Source organism: Pseudomonas sp. S3_G06 (assembly GCF_054667565.1).
This window is the reverse complement of record NZ_CP162738.1, coordinates 149974-164074: the sequence shown is the minus strand read 5'-3', so window position 1 is coordinate 164074 and position 14101 is coordinate 149974. Positions and strand designations below refer to the sequence as shown.

General features: G+C 59.9%; 14 protein-coding genes. 3 read left to right on the top strand and 11 right to left on the bottom strand.

Going from position 1 to position 14101, the window contains the following annotated elements; translation table 11 throughout:
- The first annotated feature begins 94 nt into the window (after positions 1 to 94).
- Positions 95 to 664: a GspH/FimT family pseudopilin gene (locus AB4N47_RS00745; RefSeq protein WP_341639219.1), complete on the top strand. Its 570-nt coding sequence runs from the start codon at positions 95 to 97 to the stop codon at positions 662 to 664.
- On the opposite strand, the gene ispH is transcribed toward AB4N47_RS00745, so the two are convergent.
- The 6 genes from ispH to murJ all read right to left on the bottom strand — a co-directional run bounded on the left by ispH (position 621) and on the right by murJ (position 8173).
- Positions 621 to 1565, bottom strand: coding sequence for a 4-hydroxy-3-methylbut-2-enyl diphosphate reductase (gene ispH / locus AB4N47_RS00740; RefSeq protein WP_016773129.1), 945 nt, complete (start codon positions 1563 to 1565; stop codon positions 621 to 623). The two genes, AB4N47_RS00745 and ispH, sit on opposite strands and share 44 nt — an antisense overlap.
- A 206-nt stretch (positions 1566 to 1771) precedes the next feature.
- On the bottom strand, positions 1772 to 2224 hold the full coding sequence (gene fkpB / locus AB4N47_RS00735; RefSeq protein ID WP_206421544.1) for an FKBP-type peptidyl-prolyl cis-trans isomerase: 453 nt from the start codon (positions 2222 to 2224) through the stop codon (positions 1772 to 1774).
- Positions 2217 to 2729 (bottom strand): signal peptidase II, encoded by a 513-nt coding sequence (gene lspA / locus AB4N47_RS00730; RefSeq protein ID WP_122506674.1) that lies wholly within the window; start codon positions 2727 to 2729, stop codon positions 2217 to 2219. The genes fkpB and lspA overlap by 8 nt, the downstream gene beginning before the upstream one ends.
- Positions 2722 to 5553 carry an isoleucine--tRNA ligase gene (gene ileS / locus AB4N47_RS00725; RefSeq protein ID WP_133339081.1) on the bottom strand — a complete coding sequence of 944 codons (2832 nt, stop codon included), beginning with the start codon at positions 5551 to 5553 and terminating at the stop codon, positions 2722 to 2724. Before ileS ends, lspA begins: the two co-directional genes overlap by 8 nt.
- 13 nt (positions 5554 to 5566) lie before the next feature.
- Positions 5567 to 6505 carry a bifunctional riboflavin kinase/FAD synthetase gene (gene ribF, locus AB4N47_RS00720; RefSeq protein ID WP_341639220.1) on the bottom strand — a complete coding sequence of 313 codons (939 nt, stop codon included), beginning with the start codon at positions 6503 to 6505 and terminating at the stop codon, positions 5567 to 5569.
- A 129-nt stretch (positions 6506 to 6634) separates the two neighbouring features.
- Positions 6635 to 8173 (bottom strand): murein biosynthesis integral membrane protein MurJ, encoded by a 1539-nt coding sequence (murJ, locus tag AB4N47_RS00715; protein WP_016773124.1) that lies wholly within the window; start codon positions 8171 to 8173, stop codon positions 6635 to 6637.
- Positions 8174 to 8425: 252 nt separating this feature from the next.
- On the opposite strand from murJ, the gene rpsT reads away from it, so the two are divergent.
- Positions 8426 to 8698, top strand: a complete 273-nt coding sequence (gene rpsT / locus AB4N47_RS00710; protein ID WP_003228351.1) for a 30S ribosomal protein S20 — start codon at positions 8426 to 8428, stop codon at positions 8696 to 8698.
- A gap of 184 nt (positions 8699 to 8882) precedes the next feature.
- Here the strand turns inward: rpsT and AB4N47_RS00705 are convergent, their stop codons facing one another.
- The 5 genes from AB4N47_RS00705 to rplU form a co-directional block, all read right to left on the bottom strand.
- Positions 8883 to 9350 carry a CreA family protein gene (locus AB4N47_RS00705; protein ID WP_039761698.1) on the bottom strand — a complete coding sequence of 156 codons (468 nt, stop codon included), beginning with the start codon at positions 9348 to 9350 and terminating at the stop codon, positions 8883 to 8885.
- Between the two features lie 10 nt (positions 9351 to 9360).
- Positions 9361 to 10479 (bottom strand): glutamate 5-kinase, encoded by a 1119-nt coding sequence (gene proB / locus AB4N47_RS00700; protein WP_341639221.1) that lies wholly within the window; start codon positions 10477 to 10479, stop codon positions 9361 to 9363.
- Between the two features lie 137 nt (positions 10480 to 10616).
- Positions 10617 to 11840 carry an Obg family GTPase CgtA gene (gene cgtA / locus AB4N47_RS00695; RefSeq protein WP_016773122.1) on the bottom strand — a complete coding sequence of 408 codons (1224 nt, stop codon included), beginning with the start codon at positions 11838 to 11840 and terminating at the stop codon, positions 10617 to 10619.
- 193 nt (positions 11841 to 12033) lie between these two features.
- A complete protein-coding gene (gene rpmA / locus AB4N47_RS00690) occupies positions 12034 to 12291 on the bottom strand; it encodes a 50S ribosomal protein L27 (protein WP_016773121.1) in 258 nt (85 codons plus the stop codon).
- Between the two features lie 35 nt (positions 12292 to 12326).
- Positions 12327 to 12638: a 50S ribosomal protein L21 gene (gene rplU, locus AB4N47_RS00685; RefSeq protein WP_007924746.1), complete on the bottom strand. Its 312-nt coding sequence runs from the start codon at positions 12636 to 12638 to the stop codon at positions 12327 to 12329.
- Between the two features lie 379 nt (positions 12639 to 13017).
- Here rplU and AB4N47_RS00680 point away from each other — a divergent pair, with 379 nt between their 5' ends.
- Positions 13018 to 13986 (top strand): polyprenyl synthetase family protein, encoded by a 969-nt coding sequence (locus tag AB4N47_RS00680; RefSeq protein WP_016773120.1) that lies wholly within the window; start codon positions 13018 to 13020, stop codon positions 13984 to 13986.
- The last annotated feature ends 115 nt before the right edge of the window (positions 13987 to 14101 follow it).

Here is a 14101-nt window from a genome sequence, read left to right as displayed (position 1 = left end):
ACACGCTAGAACATTCGCTCGGCACCCGCCGACTGATTTGCCCTGCGCGGCGCACGGATTGCGCTGCTCATACCATGCCACGGAGGGATTTTTCATGCCGCAACACGGTTTCAGTCTGATTGAACTGCTTATGGGACTGGCGATTGGCGCAATTGTTCTGCTGCTGGTCAGCCCGGCGTTCGCCGCGCTCAAACAGGCGACTCAACGCGACCACGCGGCGCAGTCGCTGCTCGAAGGCATCCGCCACGCTCGCACACTGGCGATCACGCACAATCAGAGCGTGGTGATCCATGGCATCGACGGTGACTGGAGTCAGGGTTGGCGGATCATTCTGGATCGAAGCGGCAGGGGGCCGGAGGACGGCAGCAATCCGCTGCTGGTTGAACGCGCCAGTGAGGCGAAGGTGCCAATTGTCGGCAACTGGTGGGTGAGCCGCTATGTGCGGTTCAGTCATCTGGGACAGCCGCTGATGCCGGGACGGCGATTTCAGGCGGGGACAATACACATCTGCTCGCCGCGCGAACCGGTCAGCCAGCGGCAGATCGTGCTGGCAGCAACCGGTCGCGTGCGCCTGGGCAGTCAGGAGACCGAACAGGCGCTATGCGACAAAAGCAGAAAGGTCAGATCGAACGGACGCGCAGCTCTTTCGGCATCGAGAACGTGATGTTTTCCTCACGGCCAGCCAGCTCATCGGCACCGGTCGCGCCCCAGGCCTGCAATTGCTGAATGACGCCACGCACCAGCACTTCCGGTGCCGAGGCGCCAGCGGTAATGCCAATGCGCTCGACGCCGTCGAACCAGCTCTGTTGCAGGTCCTCGGCACCGTCGATCAGGTACGCCGGAGTCGCCATGCGTTCAGCCAGTTCACGCAGACGGTTGGAGTTGGAGCTGTTCGGGCTGCCGACCACCAGTACCACGTCGCACTCGTCGGCCAGTTGCTTGACGGCGTCCTGGCGGTTTTGTGTGGCGTAGCAGATGTCGTCCTTGCGCGGACCACCGATGGCCGGGAAGCGCGTTCGCAGGGCATCGATCACACGGCTGGTATCGTCCATCGACAAGGTTGTCTGGGTGACGAAGGCGAGTCTTTCCGGATCGCGCACCTGCAGTGCGGCCACGTCCTTTTCGTCTTCAACGAGGTAGATCGCGCCGCCATTGCTGGCGTCGTACTGGCCCATGGTGCCTTCGACTTCCGGGTGACCGGCGTGGCCGATCAGGATGCACTCGCGACCGTCGCGGCTGTATTTGGCGACTTCGATGTGCACCTTGGTCACCAGCGGGCAGGTTGCATCGAAGACTTTCAGGCCACGACCGGCGGCTTCGTTGCGCACGGCTTGGGAAACACCGTGGGCGCTGAAAATGACGATCACGTCATCGGGTACCTGATCGAGCTCTTCGACGAAAATCGCGCCACGGCTGCGCAGGTCTTCGACGACGAACTTGTTGTGCACCACTTCGTGACGCACATAGATCGGCGGCCCGAAGACTTCCAGGGCGCGGTTGACGATTTCGATCGCCCGGTCCACACCGGCGCAGAAGCCACGGGGGTTGGCGAGTTTGATTTGCATGCTGTGCCTCGTGTCTTGCGCGCGAAAACAATGGAAAACAGACTGTGGAGACCTGCTTGTTGTGGCGAGGGGATTCATCCCCGCTCGGCTGCTTAGCAGTCGTAGACCGTCAACGGACTTATCTCAGAATCCGTTGACTGGTCTGGGGGCGCTTCGCACCCCAGCGGGGATGAATCCCCTCGCCACAGAGGCTCACTCCTGCATTTTTAGATCGCTTTGACGGAAATGATTTCCACGTCAAAGGTCAGCGTCTTGCCCGCCAGCGGGTGGTTGAAGTCGACGGTCACTTGCGTGTCATCGAATTCCTTCACCACACCCGGCAACTCAGTATTGGCCGCATCGTTGAAGATCACCAGCAGACCCGGCGACAACTCCATGTCGGTGAATTGCGAACGCGGGATGGTCTGCACGTTCTGCGGGTTCGGCTGACCGAAAGCGTTTTCCGGCTCGACGGTCAGGGTGCGCTTGTCGCCGGCCTTGAAGCCGAACAATGCGGCTTCGAAGCCCGGCAGCAGGTTGCCATCGCCGACCTTGAACGTCGCCGGGGCCTTTTCGAAGGTACTGTCGACGGTGTCACCGTTTTCCAGGCGCAAGGCAAAGTGCAGGGTGACTTCGGTGTTTTGGCCGATGCGTTGCTCAGTCGATAGCGGTTCAGTCATGAGCAGCCTCTTCGGTTTTCTTCGATTTGAACATGTCCAGTGCCAGCATGATCGCGCCAACGGTGATCGCGCTGTCGGCAATGTTGAACGCCGGGAAATACCAGCGGTTCTGCCAGTGCACCAGAATGAAGTCGATCACATGGCCCAGGGCAATGCGGTCATACAGGTTGCCCAGCGCGCCACCCAGCACCAACGCCAGGGCGACGGCCAGCCAGGTGTCGTTGCGGCCCAGACGCTTGAGCCAGACCACCAGCACGGCACTGACCACAATCGCGATCAGGGCAAACAGCCAGCGCTGCCAGCCGGAGCTGTCGGCGAGGAAGCTGAAGGCAGCGCCAGTGTTGTAGGCCAGGGTCCAGCTGAACAGGTCGGGAATGATCACGATCTGCTGGAACATTTCAAGCTTGGCTTCGAAGTAGAACTTGCTGGCCTGGTCAATGACCAGAACCAGCAAGCTCAACCACAGCCAGCTCAGCCGTCCGAAACGGCCAACGGCATCAGGCATAGTGACGAACCTCGCCCGCGCCGCTGATGTTGTCGACGCAACGCCCGCAGATTTCCGGATGCTCCGGGTTCACGCCGACGTCTTCGCGGCAATGCCAGCAACGCGCGCATTTCGGGAACGCCGATTTGACGATCTTCAGTTTCAGACCGCTGACTTCGGTGGCCACTGCATCGGCCGGAGCCTGCACGAATGGTGCAACGCTGGCAGTCGAGGTGATCAGGACGAAGCGCAGCTCATTGCTCAGCTTGGCCAGATCGGCGCTCAGCGCCTCTTCGGCAAACAGCGTCACTTCGGCCTGCAGGTTGCCACCGACGGCTTTCGCCGCACGCTGGATTTCCATCTCTTTGTTGACCGCAACCTTCACTTCCATGATGCGATCCCAGTAGGCGCGACCCAGCTCGAAGCCTTCCGGCAGCTCGGTCAGGCCTTCGTACCAGGTGTTGAGCATGACCGACTCGTTACGCTCGCCCGGCAGGTATTGCCACAGTTCGTCAGCAGTGAAGGCGAGGATCGGCGCGATCCAGCGCACCAGCGCTTCGGAGATGTGGAACAGCGCGGTCTGGCACGAGCGCCGGGCCTTGCTGTCGGCGCCGGTGGTGTACTGGCGGTCCTTGATGATGTCGAGGTAGAAACCACCCAGCTCCTGCACGCAGAAGTTGTGGATCTTCGAGTACACGTTCCAGAAACGGTATTCGCCGTAGTGCTCTTGCAACTCGCGTTGCAGCAGCAGCGTGCGATCCACCGCCCAGCGATCCAGCGCCAGCATGTCTTCGGCCGGCAGCAGGTCGGTAGCCGGGTTGAAACCGGTCAGGTTGGAAAGCAGGAAGCGCGCGGTGTTACGGATACGACGGTAGGCATCGGCGCTGCGCTGCAGAATCTGCTCGGACACCGCCATTTCGCCGGAGTAGTCGGTCGAAGCGACCCACAGACGCATGATGTCGGCGCCCAGGGTGTCGTTCACCTTCTGCGGCGCGATCACGTTGCCCAGCGATTTGGACATCTTGCGCCCGGACTCATCGACGGTGAAGCCGTGCGTCAGCAGCTCGCGATATGGCGCGTGGTTGTCGATGGCGCAGCCGGTCAGCAGGGACGAGTGGAACCAGCCACGGTGCTGGTCGGAACCTTCCAGGTACAGGTCGGCACGCGGGCCGCTCTCGTGGCCCATCGGGTGCGAACCGCGCAGGACGTGCCAGTGCGTGGTGCCGGAGTCGAACCAGACGTCGAGGGTGTCGCTGATCTTGTCGTACTGCGGCGCTTCATCACCGAGCAACTCGGCAGCGTCGAGTTTGAACCAGGCTTCGATGCCTTCGACTTCAACGCGTTTGGCGACTTCTTCCATCAGCTCGACGGTACGCGGGTGCAGCTCGCCGCTTTCCTTGTTGAGGAAGAACGGGATCGGCACGCCCCAGTTGCGCTGACGCGAGATGCACCAGTCCGGACGGTTGGCGATCATCGAGTGCAGGCGCGCCTGGCCCCAGGCCGGAACGAACTTGGTGTCTTCGATGGCTTTGAGCGAGCGCACGCGCAGGGTGTCGCCGCTGGTTGGCTCCTTGTCCATGCCGATGAACCACTGCGCAGTAGCGCGGTAGATCAGCGGGGTCTTGTGGCGCCAGCAGTGCATGTAGCTGTGTTCGATGACGGTGGTGTGCATCAGCGCACCGACTTCGGTCAGTTTTTCCACGATGGCAGGGTTGGCCTTCCAGATGAACTGACCACCAAAGAATTCCAGCGACGGCACGTACACGCCGTTGCTCTGTACCGGGTTGAGGATGTCGTCGTTGACCATGCCGTATTTCTTGCAGGTCACGAAGTCGTCCACGCCGTAGGCCGGGGCGGAGTGAACCACGCCGGTGCCAGCGCCCAGCTCAACGTAGTCAGCCAGGTATACCGGCGACAGACGATCGTAGAACGGGTGACGGAAGTTGATCAGCTCCAGCTCTTTACCGGTGGTGGTGGCGATGACCGAACCTTGCACGCCGTAGCGCGCCAGGCAGGCTTCGACCAGCTCTTCAGCCAGCACCAGCAGCTTGTCGCCGATATCGACCAGGGCATAGTTGAATTCCGGGTGCACGTTCAGCGCCTGGTTGGCCGGGATGGTCCACGGGGTGGTGGTCCAGATCACGATCGCAGCAGGTTTGCTCAGCGAGGCCAGACCGAAGGCCGCAGCCAGTTTGGCTTCGTCGGCGATCGGGAACGCAACGTCGATGGTCGAGGACTTCTTGTTCTCGTACTCGACTTCCGCTTCAGCCAGAGCCGAACCGCAATCGAAGCACCAGTTCACCGGCTTGAGGCCCTTGAAGACAAAGCCACCCTTGACGATTTCGGCGAGGGCGCGGATTTCACCGGCCTCGTTCTTGAAGTCCATGGTCTTGTACGGGTTGGCGAAGTCGCCCAGCACGCCGAGACGGATGAACTCGGACTTCTGCCCTTCGATCTGCTCGGTGGCGTAGGCACGGCACAGCTCGCGGGTCTTATCCGCGCCGAGGTTCTTGCCGTGGGTCACTTCAACCTTGTGCTCGATCGGCAGGCCGTGGCAATCCCAGCCCGGGACATACGGCGCGTCGAAACCCGACAGGGTTTTCGAGCGGATGATCATGTCCTTGAGAATCTTGTTCAGTGCGTGACCGATGTGGATCGTGCCGTTGGCGTACGGAGGGCCGTCGTGCAGGACGAACTTCGGACGATCCTTGCCAATCTCGCGCAACTTTCCGTACAGGCCAATACTGTCCCAGCGCTGCAGGATCTGCGGTTCGCGCTGTGGCAGGCCGGCCTTCATTGGGAAGGCGGTGTCCGGAAGGTTTAGCGTGGCTTTATAGTCGGTCATTTAAGGCTCTTCATTAGCGATGGGCGCTAGGTGCGGCTAGTGCACGGGCGGTGGCGACATCCGCATTGATCGCCGTTTTCAATGCCTCCAGAGAGGCGAAGCGCTGCTCTTCACGCAGCTTTTGGTGGAAAACCACCGTCAAACGTCGGTCATACAGATCGCCGGCAAAATCTAACAGATGGACCTCGAGGTGGGCTTTGCCATCCCCTTGCACCGTAGGGCGCACGCCAATATTGGCGACACCGGGCCAGGTCTTGTCGTCGATGTCGACATTCACCAGATAGACCCCGGTGAACGGCACGCGACGACGCTTGAGTTGAATGTTGGCAGTGGGCGTGCCCAGTTGCCGGGCCAGTTTCTGCCCATGCAATACGCGACCGGCGATGCGGTACGGACGGCCGAGCAGGCGTTCGGCCAAGGCAAAATCGGCCGCAGCCAAGGCGTTGCGCACCTGCGTGCTGCTGACGCGAATGCCGTCCAGCTCAACGGTTTGCGCAGCTTCGACAGTGAAACCGTGAACCTGCCCGGCCTGCATCAGAAAATCGAAATCGCCGAGGCGGTCGCAACCGAAACGGAAATCGTCACCGACCTCCAGATGCTGCACGCCAAGGCCATCGACCAGAATGGTATCGACGAACTCACTGGCGCTGAGCTTGCTCAGCCGCTGGTTGAACGCCAGGCACAGCACCCGGTCGACGCCTTCAGCGGCCAGTAACTGCAGCTTGTCACGCAACCGCGCCAGACGCGCCGGAGCGGTGTCGGGGGCAAAGAACTCCCGTGGCTGCGGCTCGAAAATCACCACGCAGCTGGGTACGCCCAACTCGAGCGCACGCTCACGCAGCCGGGCCAGGATAGCCTGGTGACCACGGTGAACACCGTCAAAGTTGCCAATAGTGGCGACGCAGCCCCGATGCTGGGGGCGCAAGTTGTGGAGGCCTCGAACCAGCTGCATAACGCGCTTCTTGCTCATAAAGTGGTCGATTATAACCACACCCGACGGCCGACGACAGGCAACACCGTAACGCAAAGTGAACGAGCCGACAAAACCGCCGGCTCATGCCTGCTCATGAAGGCTGAAACCTCAGCTCAAGGCCTTGCGATTGAAGTCGCGCAGACGGAAACCCAGCAGCAGCAACATACCGAAATACGCCACCACACCGGCCACCACCAGTGCGCCCAGGCGCAGGAAGCGCTCGAGCATATGCCCCTCATCCCAGGCGGGCATGAAATGCATGCCGGCCAGCAACACCGCCGACATCACGGTCACTGCAACGACCAGCTTGAAGCCGAATTTGCCCCAGCCCGGTTGCGGTTGATACATCTTTTGCTTGCGCAGTTGATAGAACAGCAGCCCGGCGTTCAGGCAAGCACCGGCACTGATCGCCAAGGCAAGGCCGGCATGGGCCAGTGGGCCGATCAACGCCAGGTTGAACAACTGCGTGCAGACCAGCGTGAAAATCGCGATTTTCACCGGGGTGCGAATGTTCTGTTGCGCATAAAAGCCCGGCGCCAGCACTTTGATCACGATAATCCCGAGCAGGCCGACCGAATAGGCAATCAGCGCACGCTGGGTCATCTCGGCATCAAAGCCACTGAACTGGCCGTACTGAAACAATGAAACAGTCAGCGGTTCAGCAAGAATCCCCAGCGCCAATGCGCACGGCAGCACCAGCACAAAGCACAGGCGCAGCCCCCAATCGAGGATCCGCGAATACTCGTGGCGATCCTTGCTGGCGTAGGTCTTGGCCAGTGTTGGCAGCAGAATCGTCCCGAGAGCCACACCCAGCACACCCGACGGCAATTCCATCAAACGGTCGGCGTAATACATCCACGACACCGAACCTGCGACCAGAAACGAGGCGAAGATGGTGTTGATGATCAATGAAATCTGGCTGACCGAAACACCGAGAATCGCCGGCAGCATCTGCTTCATCACCCGCCACACGCCGCTGTCGCGCAGGTTCAGGCGCGGCAGCACGAGCATGCCGATCTTTTTCAGGTGCGGCAGCTGATAGAGCAACTGCGCCAGACCGCCGACCAACACCGCCCAGCCAAGGGCCATGACCGGTGGATCGAAGTACGGCGTGAGGAACAGCGAAAACACGATCATGCTGACGTTGAGCAGAGTCGGCACGAAGGCCGGCACCGAGAAGCGGTTCCAAGTGTTGAGGATCGCGCCGGCCAGCGACGACAGCGAGATCAGCAATATATAAGGAAAGGTCACCCGCAACAGATCGGAGGTGAGCTGGAATTTTTCCGGGGTATCGGTAAAACCGGGCGCCGTGGCCCAGATCACCCAAGGGGCGGCGATCATGCCCAGTGCAGTCACAACCGCCAACACCAGCGTCAACAGGCCCGATACATAGGCAATGAAGGTGCGCGTCGCCTCTTCGCCCTGCTGGCTTTTATATTCGGCCAGGATCGGCACGAACGCCTGGGAGAAAGCCCCTTCGGCAAAGATCCGCCGCAGCAGGTTGGGCAGTTTGAACGCAATAAAGAAGGCATCCGTGGCCATCCCGGCGCCGAATGTCCGCGCGATCAGCGTGTCACGAACAAAACCCAGAATCCGGGAAAGCATCGTGATAGAGCTGACGGCGGCCAACGATTTGAGCAGATTCATTGAGAGAGTTTGTGCCTGTCGATAAACAGCAGGCGAACAATGCGCCTACTTGTGCGATACTCCGCGCCGCAACAGCACAGAGCCAAAGCTCGCGAGTTTACAGGTCAAGCGCCGGAAATAAATATCCCGCCTCTTTATACCTACCACTTAGCGGAACGATTCAAGTGCCCTTGACAAGACAAGTCTTCATCGGCATGATTCGCGGCCTATTTTGTTTGCTATTTCCTAAAAAGTCTTTCGAGGAGCTCGACGGTGGCCAACTCACCTTCCGCCAAAAAACGTGCAAAACAGGCTGAGAAGCGTCGCAGCCACAACGCCAGCCTGCGTTCCATGGTTCGTACCTACATCAAGAATGTAGTTAAGGCCATCGACGCAAAAGACGCTGAAAAAGCTCAAGCTGCATACGTTCTGGCTGTGCCAGTTATCGACCGTATGGCCGATAAAGGCATCATCCACAAGAACAAGGCTGCTCGTCATAAGAGCCGTCTGAATGGCCACGTCAAAGCGCTGAAAGAAGCCGCTTAATCGACGTAGTCATTAAAAAACCGACCTCAGGGTCGGTTTTTTATTGCCTGTGATTTAACAAGCTACAGGCAAAAAAATGTGGGAGCGAGCCTGCTCGCGAATGCGATCTGCCAGTTGATATTTCTATCGACCGACATGACCTCTTCGCGAGCAGGCTCGCTCCCACAGTTCGGATTGATGACGCTTATTGCTGGACCGGCACCCACGGCAGGATCGGGATGGCCGTGACCGCATTCTGCGGACTGCCCTCGATCAAGCGATCGCTGTAGACCAGGTACACCAGCGTGTTGCGCTTCTTGTCGAGGAAACGCACCACCTGCATGGTCTTGAACACCAGCGAAGTGCGCTCCTTGAACACCTCATCGCCATCCTTCAGCTCACCCTTGAACTTGATCGGCCCGACCTGGCGACAAGCGATCGACGCCTCAGCACGATCCTCGGCCAGACCGAGACCACCCTTCACTCCACCAGTCTTGGCGCGTGACAGGTAGCAGGTCACGCCTTCGACTTTCGGATCATCGAACGCCTCGACCACGATCCGGTCATTCGGCCCGACAAACTTGAACACCGTCGACACCTGACCGATTTCCTCGGCCGAGGCCAGCAATGGCATGGCCATCAGCAGGCCCAACAATCCTTTCGCTACACGCATCGAATTTTCCTTAGACCAGAATCAGGTTGTCACGGTGAACCAGTTCCGGCTCCGCCATGTAACCGAGCAAACCGACAATCGCATCCGACGACTGACCGATGATTTTTTGCGCTTCCAGGGCGCTGTAATTGGCCAGACCCCGAGCGATCTCCCGACCATCCGGCGCTATGCAGACGACCATCTCACCGCGACGGAAACTGCCTTGAACCAGCTTCACCCCCACCGGCAGCAGACTTTTGTTGCCCTTGGACAACGCCGACACCGCTCCCTCATCCAGCACCAGAGTGCCACGGGTTTGCAGATGACCGGCCAGCCACTGCTTGCGCGCCGCAAGCATGCCGCGCTCCGGCGATAGCAGCGTGCCGATGCGCTCGCCCGCCTTGAGACGATCAAGCACGCGCTCAAGCCGCCCGCCGACGATGATGGTGTGCGCACCGGAACGCGCTGCCAGTCGCGCCGCGCGCAGCTTGGTCTGCATGCCGCCACGCCCCAGCGCACCGCCGGTACCGCCGGCGACCGCATCAAGCGTCGGATCATCGGCGCGCGCTTCATAAATCAGCTGCGCTTCGGGATTGTTGCGCGGATCGGCGTCGAACATGCCGTCGCGATCGGTAAGGATCACCAGCAGATCGGCCTCGACCAGATTGGCCACCAGCGCCGCCAGCGTGTCGTTGTCGCCGAAACGGATTTCATCGGTGACCACAGTGTCGTTTTCATTGATCACCGGAATGACCTTCAGCTCGACCAGTGCACGCAAGGTACTGCGGGCGTTGAGGTAGCGCTTGCGGTCGGAGAGGTCGTCGTGGGTCAGGAGAATCTGCGCAGTGTGCCGGCCATGCTCGGCGAAGCTCGACTCCCACGCCTGCACCAGCCCCATCTGACCGATTGCAGCGGCCGCCTGGAGCTCGTGCATGGCACTGGGTCGTGCGGTCCAGCCCAAGCGACTCATGCCGGCCGCCACCGCCCCGGAGGACACCAGCACCAGCTCGACGCCCGCCTCATGCAGCGCCACCATCTGCTCGACCCAGACACTCATTGCCGCGCGATCCAGCCCTTTGCCGTCAGCTGTCAGCAAAGCGCTGCCGATCTTCACGACCCAACGCTGCGCACCTGTCACCTTGCTCCGCATCATCTTCAACCTTAGCTTGAGGGCAGCGCGACCTGGCACTGCCCGTGACGTTAATCGTGGCGATTGCTGACCAACGATCGATTTCCGGATACTAAAACGCCGCTCGATTGAGCGGCGTTCAAGTTTATCGCAACGGATCAGTCACGCACGTAAATGATTTCCGGACCGTCTTCGTCATCCACATCTTCTTCGTCCCAGTCATCGTCGCCGATGTCATGGACCGACTTCACGCCACTGCGACGCAGGGCACGCTTGTCATCCAGCGCCTGCAACTGCGCACGGGCCTCGTCTTCGATGCGCTGATCGAGATCGGCCAACTCTTCCTTGTACGCAGGATCTGCGGCGAGGCGATCGGCACGGTCTTCCATGTAACGCATGATGTCGTGGCACAGACGCTCGGTACCGATCTTGGCGATGGCCGAGATCACGTACACCGGACCGGTCCACTCCAGACGATCGACGATTTCCTTGACCCGAGCATCGTGCTCTTCTTCAAGGATCTGGTCGCACTTGTTCAGCACCAGCCAGCGATCACGCTCGGCCAGCGACGGACTGAACTTGATCAACTCGTTGACGATCACTTCAGCCGCGTCCGGAGCACTGGAATCATCCAGCGGCGCCATGTCGACGAGGTGCAGCAGCAGACGCGTACGCGCCAGGTGCTTGAGGAAGCGAATGCCCAGGCCGGCACCGTCGGAAGCGCCTTCGATCAGACCCGGAATGTCGGCAATGACGAAGCTCTTCCAACGATCGACGCTGACCACACCCAGGTTCGGCACCAGCGTGGTGAACGGGTAGTCGGCGACTTTCGGCTTGGCGGCCGAGACCGAACGGATAAAGGTACTTTTACCGGCGTTCGGCAAGCCCAGCAGACCGACGTCGGCCAGCACTTTCATTTCCAGTTTCAGGTCGCGCTGCTCGCCCGGCTTGCCTGGCGTGGTCTGACGCGGTGCACGGTTGGTACTGGATTTGAAACGGGTGTTGCCCAGACCGTGCCAGCCGCCCTGCACTACCATCAGTTTCTGACCGGCCTTGGTCAGGTCGCCGATGACTTCCTGAGTGGCAGAGTCGATCACGGTGGTGCCGACCGGCACGCGCAGGATCAGGTCTTCGCCCTTCTTGCCGGTGCAGTCGGTGCTGCCGCCGTTGGAGCCACGCTCGGCATCGAAGTGACGGGTGTAACGGTAGTCGACCAGGGTGTTGAGGTTTTCGTCGGCCATCATGTAGATGGAACCGCCGTCACCGCCATCACCGCCGTTCGGGCCGCCGTTTTCAATGAATTTTTCCCGGCGGAAACTCATGGCACCGTTGCCACCGTCACCGGCCTTTACGCGAATCGATACTTCATCAACAAACTTCATAACCAACGCCTCTCGCCGTACGGACGAGCCGAAAAACAATCAAGACATAAGACTCTTGCAAAAATGAGCGCAGCGACCCCAAGACACGACCTGCATCGCACGCCGACAGCCCATACAAACAGCTTTGCAAGAGACTCACCCCACAAACGAAAAAGCCCCGTCGCAAGACAGGGCTTCTCCAGCGATCTCGCGATTAAGCCGCGATTACGCTCACGTAACGACGACCGAAGGCGCCCTTTACTTCGAACTTGATCACGCCTTCGATTTTAGCGAAGAGAGTGTGATCCTTGCCCATGCCAACGCCGTAGCCAGCGTGGAATTGGGTGCCGCGCTGACGCACGATGATGTTGCCGGCCTTGATGACCTGGCCGCCATACATCTTCACGCCAAGGCGTTTGGCTTCTGAGTCGCGACCGTTACGGGTACTACCACCAGCTTTTTTGTGTGCCATGAGTTCAATTCTCCTAGTGAGGAATTAGGCTGTAATTAAGCCTGAATACCGGTGATTTTGATCTCGGTGAACCACTGGCGGTGGCCCATACGCTTCATGTGGTGCTTACGGCGACGGAACTTGATGATGCGGACTTTATCGTGACGACCTTGGGAGATCACTTCAGCCTTGACGGTTGCGCCAGCAACAACTGGTGCGCCGATGTTCACGTCGTCGCCGTTGGCGACCAGCAGAACGCGATCAAAAGTCACGGATTCGCCAGTAGCGATTTCCAGTTTTTCGATCTTCAGGTATTCACCTTCAGCGACCTTGTATTGCTTACCGCCGGTAACGATTACTGCGTACATGGTATTTCTCCGATAATCCTGCTCACCCAGCTCTTTATAAGAAGAGGTATTGGCTGGCATGGCTGCATGGGGCTGGAACGGCCCAAGTGCAATTGCGTAAGGCAGGTGCTGCCCAGGAAGTTCAGGGTGCGCGATTGTACGCAAGCAATCTGCCTCGCGCAAGTGGCCGACAGGCACTGTGAAAGCGTCGCGAGCGAAGGCAAGACAAGGAAAAAACAGGCGAGGAAGCGGAGTTTACGGGTTGTAAATGAGCATTCCGAGCCTGTTTTTGACGCAGGATTGCCGAGCGCAGCAGCTTTCACAGTGCCTGATCGTGCCTTGACAGGTCTGGGTGGGGGTCCTAGCATGCCGCGCAACCCTTCTGGAGCGACTCTCGCTGATGCAACCCCAAGCTTTCTACCGCGCGGTGGCGGACGATTTTAGCGCCGTCGACGGCATCATCAAGAAGCAGCTGACGTCTCGAGTGCCGCTGGTATCGAAAATCGGCGATTACATCACGTCGGCCGGCGGCAAACGCCTGCGTCCTTTATTAGTGTTGCTGTGTGGCAAGGCCCTGGGTCGCGAAGGCGACGACATGCGCCTGCTGGCCGCCACCATCGAATTCCTGCACACCGCGACCCTGCTGCATGACGACGTCGTCGACATGTCCGGCATGCGCCGTGGCCGCTCCACCGCCAACGCCATGTGGGGCAACGCCCCGAGCGTGCTGGTCGGCGACTTCCTGTATTCGCGCTCGTTCGAAATGATGGTCGAACTGGGCTCGATGCCGGTGATGAAGATTTTGTCTCAAGCCACGCGGATCATCGCTGAAGGCGAAGTGTTGCAGCTGTCCAAGGTGCGTGACGCCAGCACCAGCGAAGAAACCTACATGGAAGTCATCCGCGGCAAGACCGCGATGCTCTTCGAAGCCTCGACCCACAGCGCCGCCGCCCTGGCTGGCGCGACCGCCGAGCAGAGCGAAGCCCTGCGCACGTTCGGCGATCACCTGGGTGTGGCGTTCCAGCTGGTTGATGACCTGCTCGATTACAAAGGCGACGCGGAAACCCTGGGCAAGAACGTCGGCGACGATCTGGCCGAAGGCAAGCCAACCCTGCCGCTGATCTACACCATGCGCGAAGGTACGGCCGAACAGGCGGCACTGGTGCGTCAGGCGATCCAGAAAGGCGGGATCGAAGACCTGGAAAGCATCCGCATCGCCGTCGAAGCGTCCGGCTCGCTGGAGTACACCGCGCAGCTGGCCCGCGATTACGTGGCACGCGCGATCAAGTGCCTCGAGGCGCTGCCCGCTAGCGAATACCGAGATGCGCTGGTGGAACTGAGCGAGTTCGCGGTCGCCCGCACGCACTGATATTGCTGAAACAAGATCAAAAGATCGCAGCCTTCGGCAGCTCCTACGGGGGTTGTCGAAGCTGCGATCTTTTGCTTTTGCCTGCCTGAAAAGCTAAAACCCTATACAATGTGCG

What these genes read in the sequence shown, in the direction of transcription:
- AB4N47_RS00745 (WP_341639219.1), top strand. Translation starts at nt 95, where the DNA reads ATGCCGCAACACGGTTTCAGTCTGATTGAACTGCTTATGGGACTGGCG.
- ispH (WP_016773129.1), bottom strand. Translation starts at nt 1,565, where the DNA reads ATGCAAATCAAACTCGCCAACCCCCGTGGCTTCTGCGCCGGTGTGGAC.
- fkpB (WP_206421544.1), bottom strand. Translation starts at nt 2,224, where the DNA reads ATGACTGAACCGCTATCGACTGAGCAACGCATCGGCCAAAACACCGAA.
- lspA (WP_122506674.1), bottom strand. Translation starts at nt 2,729, where the DNA reads ATGCCTGATGCCGTTGGCCGTTTCGGACGGCTGAGCTGGCTGTGGTTG.
- ileS (WP_133339081.1), bottom strand. Translation starts at nt 5,553, where the DNA reads ATGACCGACTATAAAGCCACGCTAAACCTTCCGGACACCGCCTTCCCA.
- ribF (WP_341639220.1), bottom strand. Translation starts at nt 6,505, where the DNA reads ATGCAGCTGGTTCGAGGCCTCCACAACTTGCGCCCCCAGCATCGGGGC.
- murJ (WP_016773124.1), bottom strand. Translation starts at nt 8,173, where the DNA reads ATGAATCTGCTCAAATCGTTGGCCGCCGTCAGCTCTATCACGATGCTT.
- AB4N47_RS00705 (WP_039761698.1), bottom strand. Translation starts at nt 9,350, where the DNA reads ATGCGTGTAGCGAAAGGATTGTTGGGCCTGCTGATGGCCATGCCATTG.
- proB (WP_341639221.1), bottom strand. Translation starts at nt 10,479, where the DNA reads ATGCGGAGCAAGGTGACAGGTGCGCAGCGTTGGGTCGTGAAGATCGGC.
- cgtA (WP_016773122.1), bottom strand. Translation starts at nt 11,840, where the DNA reads ATGAAGTTTGTTGATGAAGTATCGATTCGCGTAAAGGCCGGTGACGGT.
- rpmA (WP_016773121.1), bottom strand. Translation starts at nt 12,291, where the DNA reads ATGGCACACAAAAAAGCTGGTGGTAGTACCCGTAACGGTCGCGACTCA.
- rplU (WP_007924746.1), bottom strand. Translation starts at nt 12,638, where the DNA reads ATGTACGCAGTAATCGTTACCGGCGGTAAGCAATACAAGGTCGCTGAA.
- AB4N47_RS00680 (WP_016773120.1), top strand. Translation starts at nt 13,018, where the DNA reads ATGCAACCCCAAGCTTTCTACCGCGCGGTGGCGGACGATTTTAGCGCC.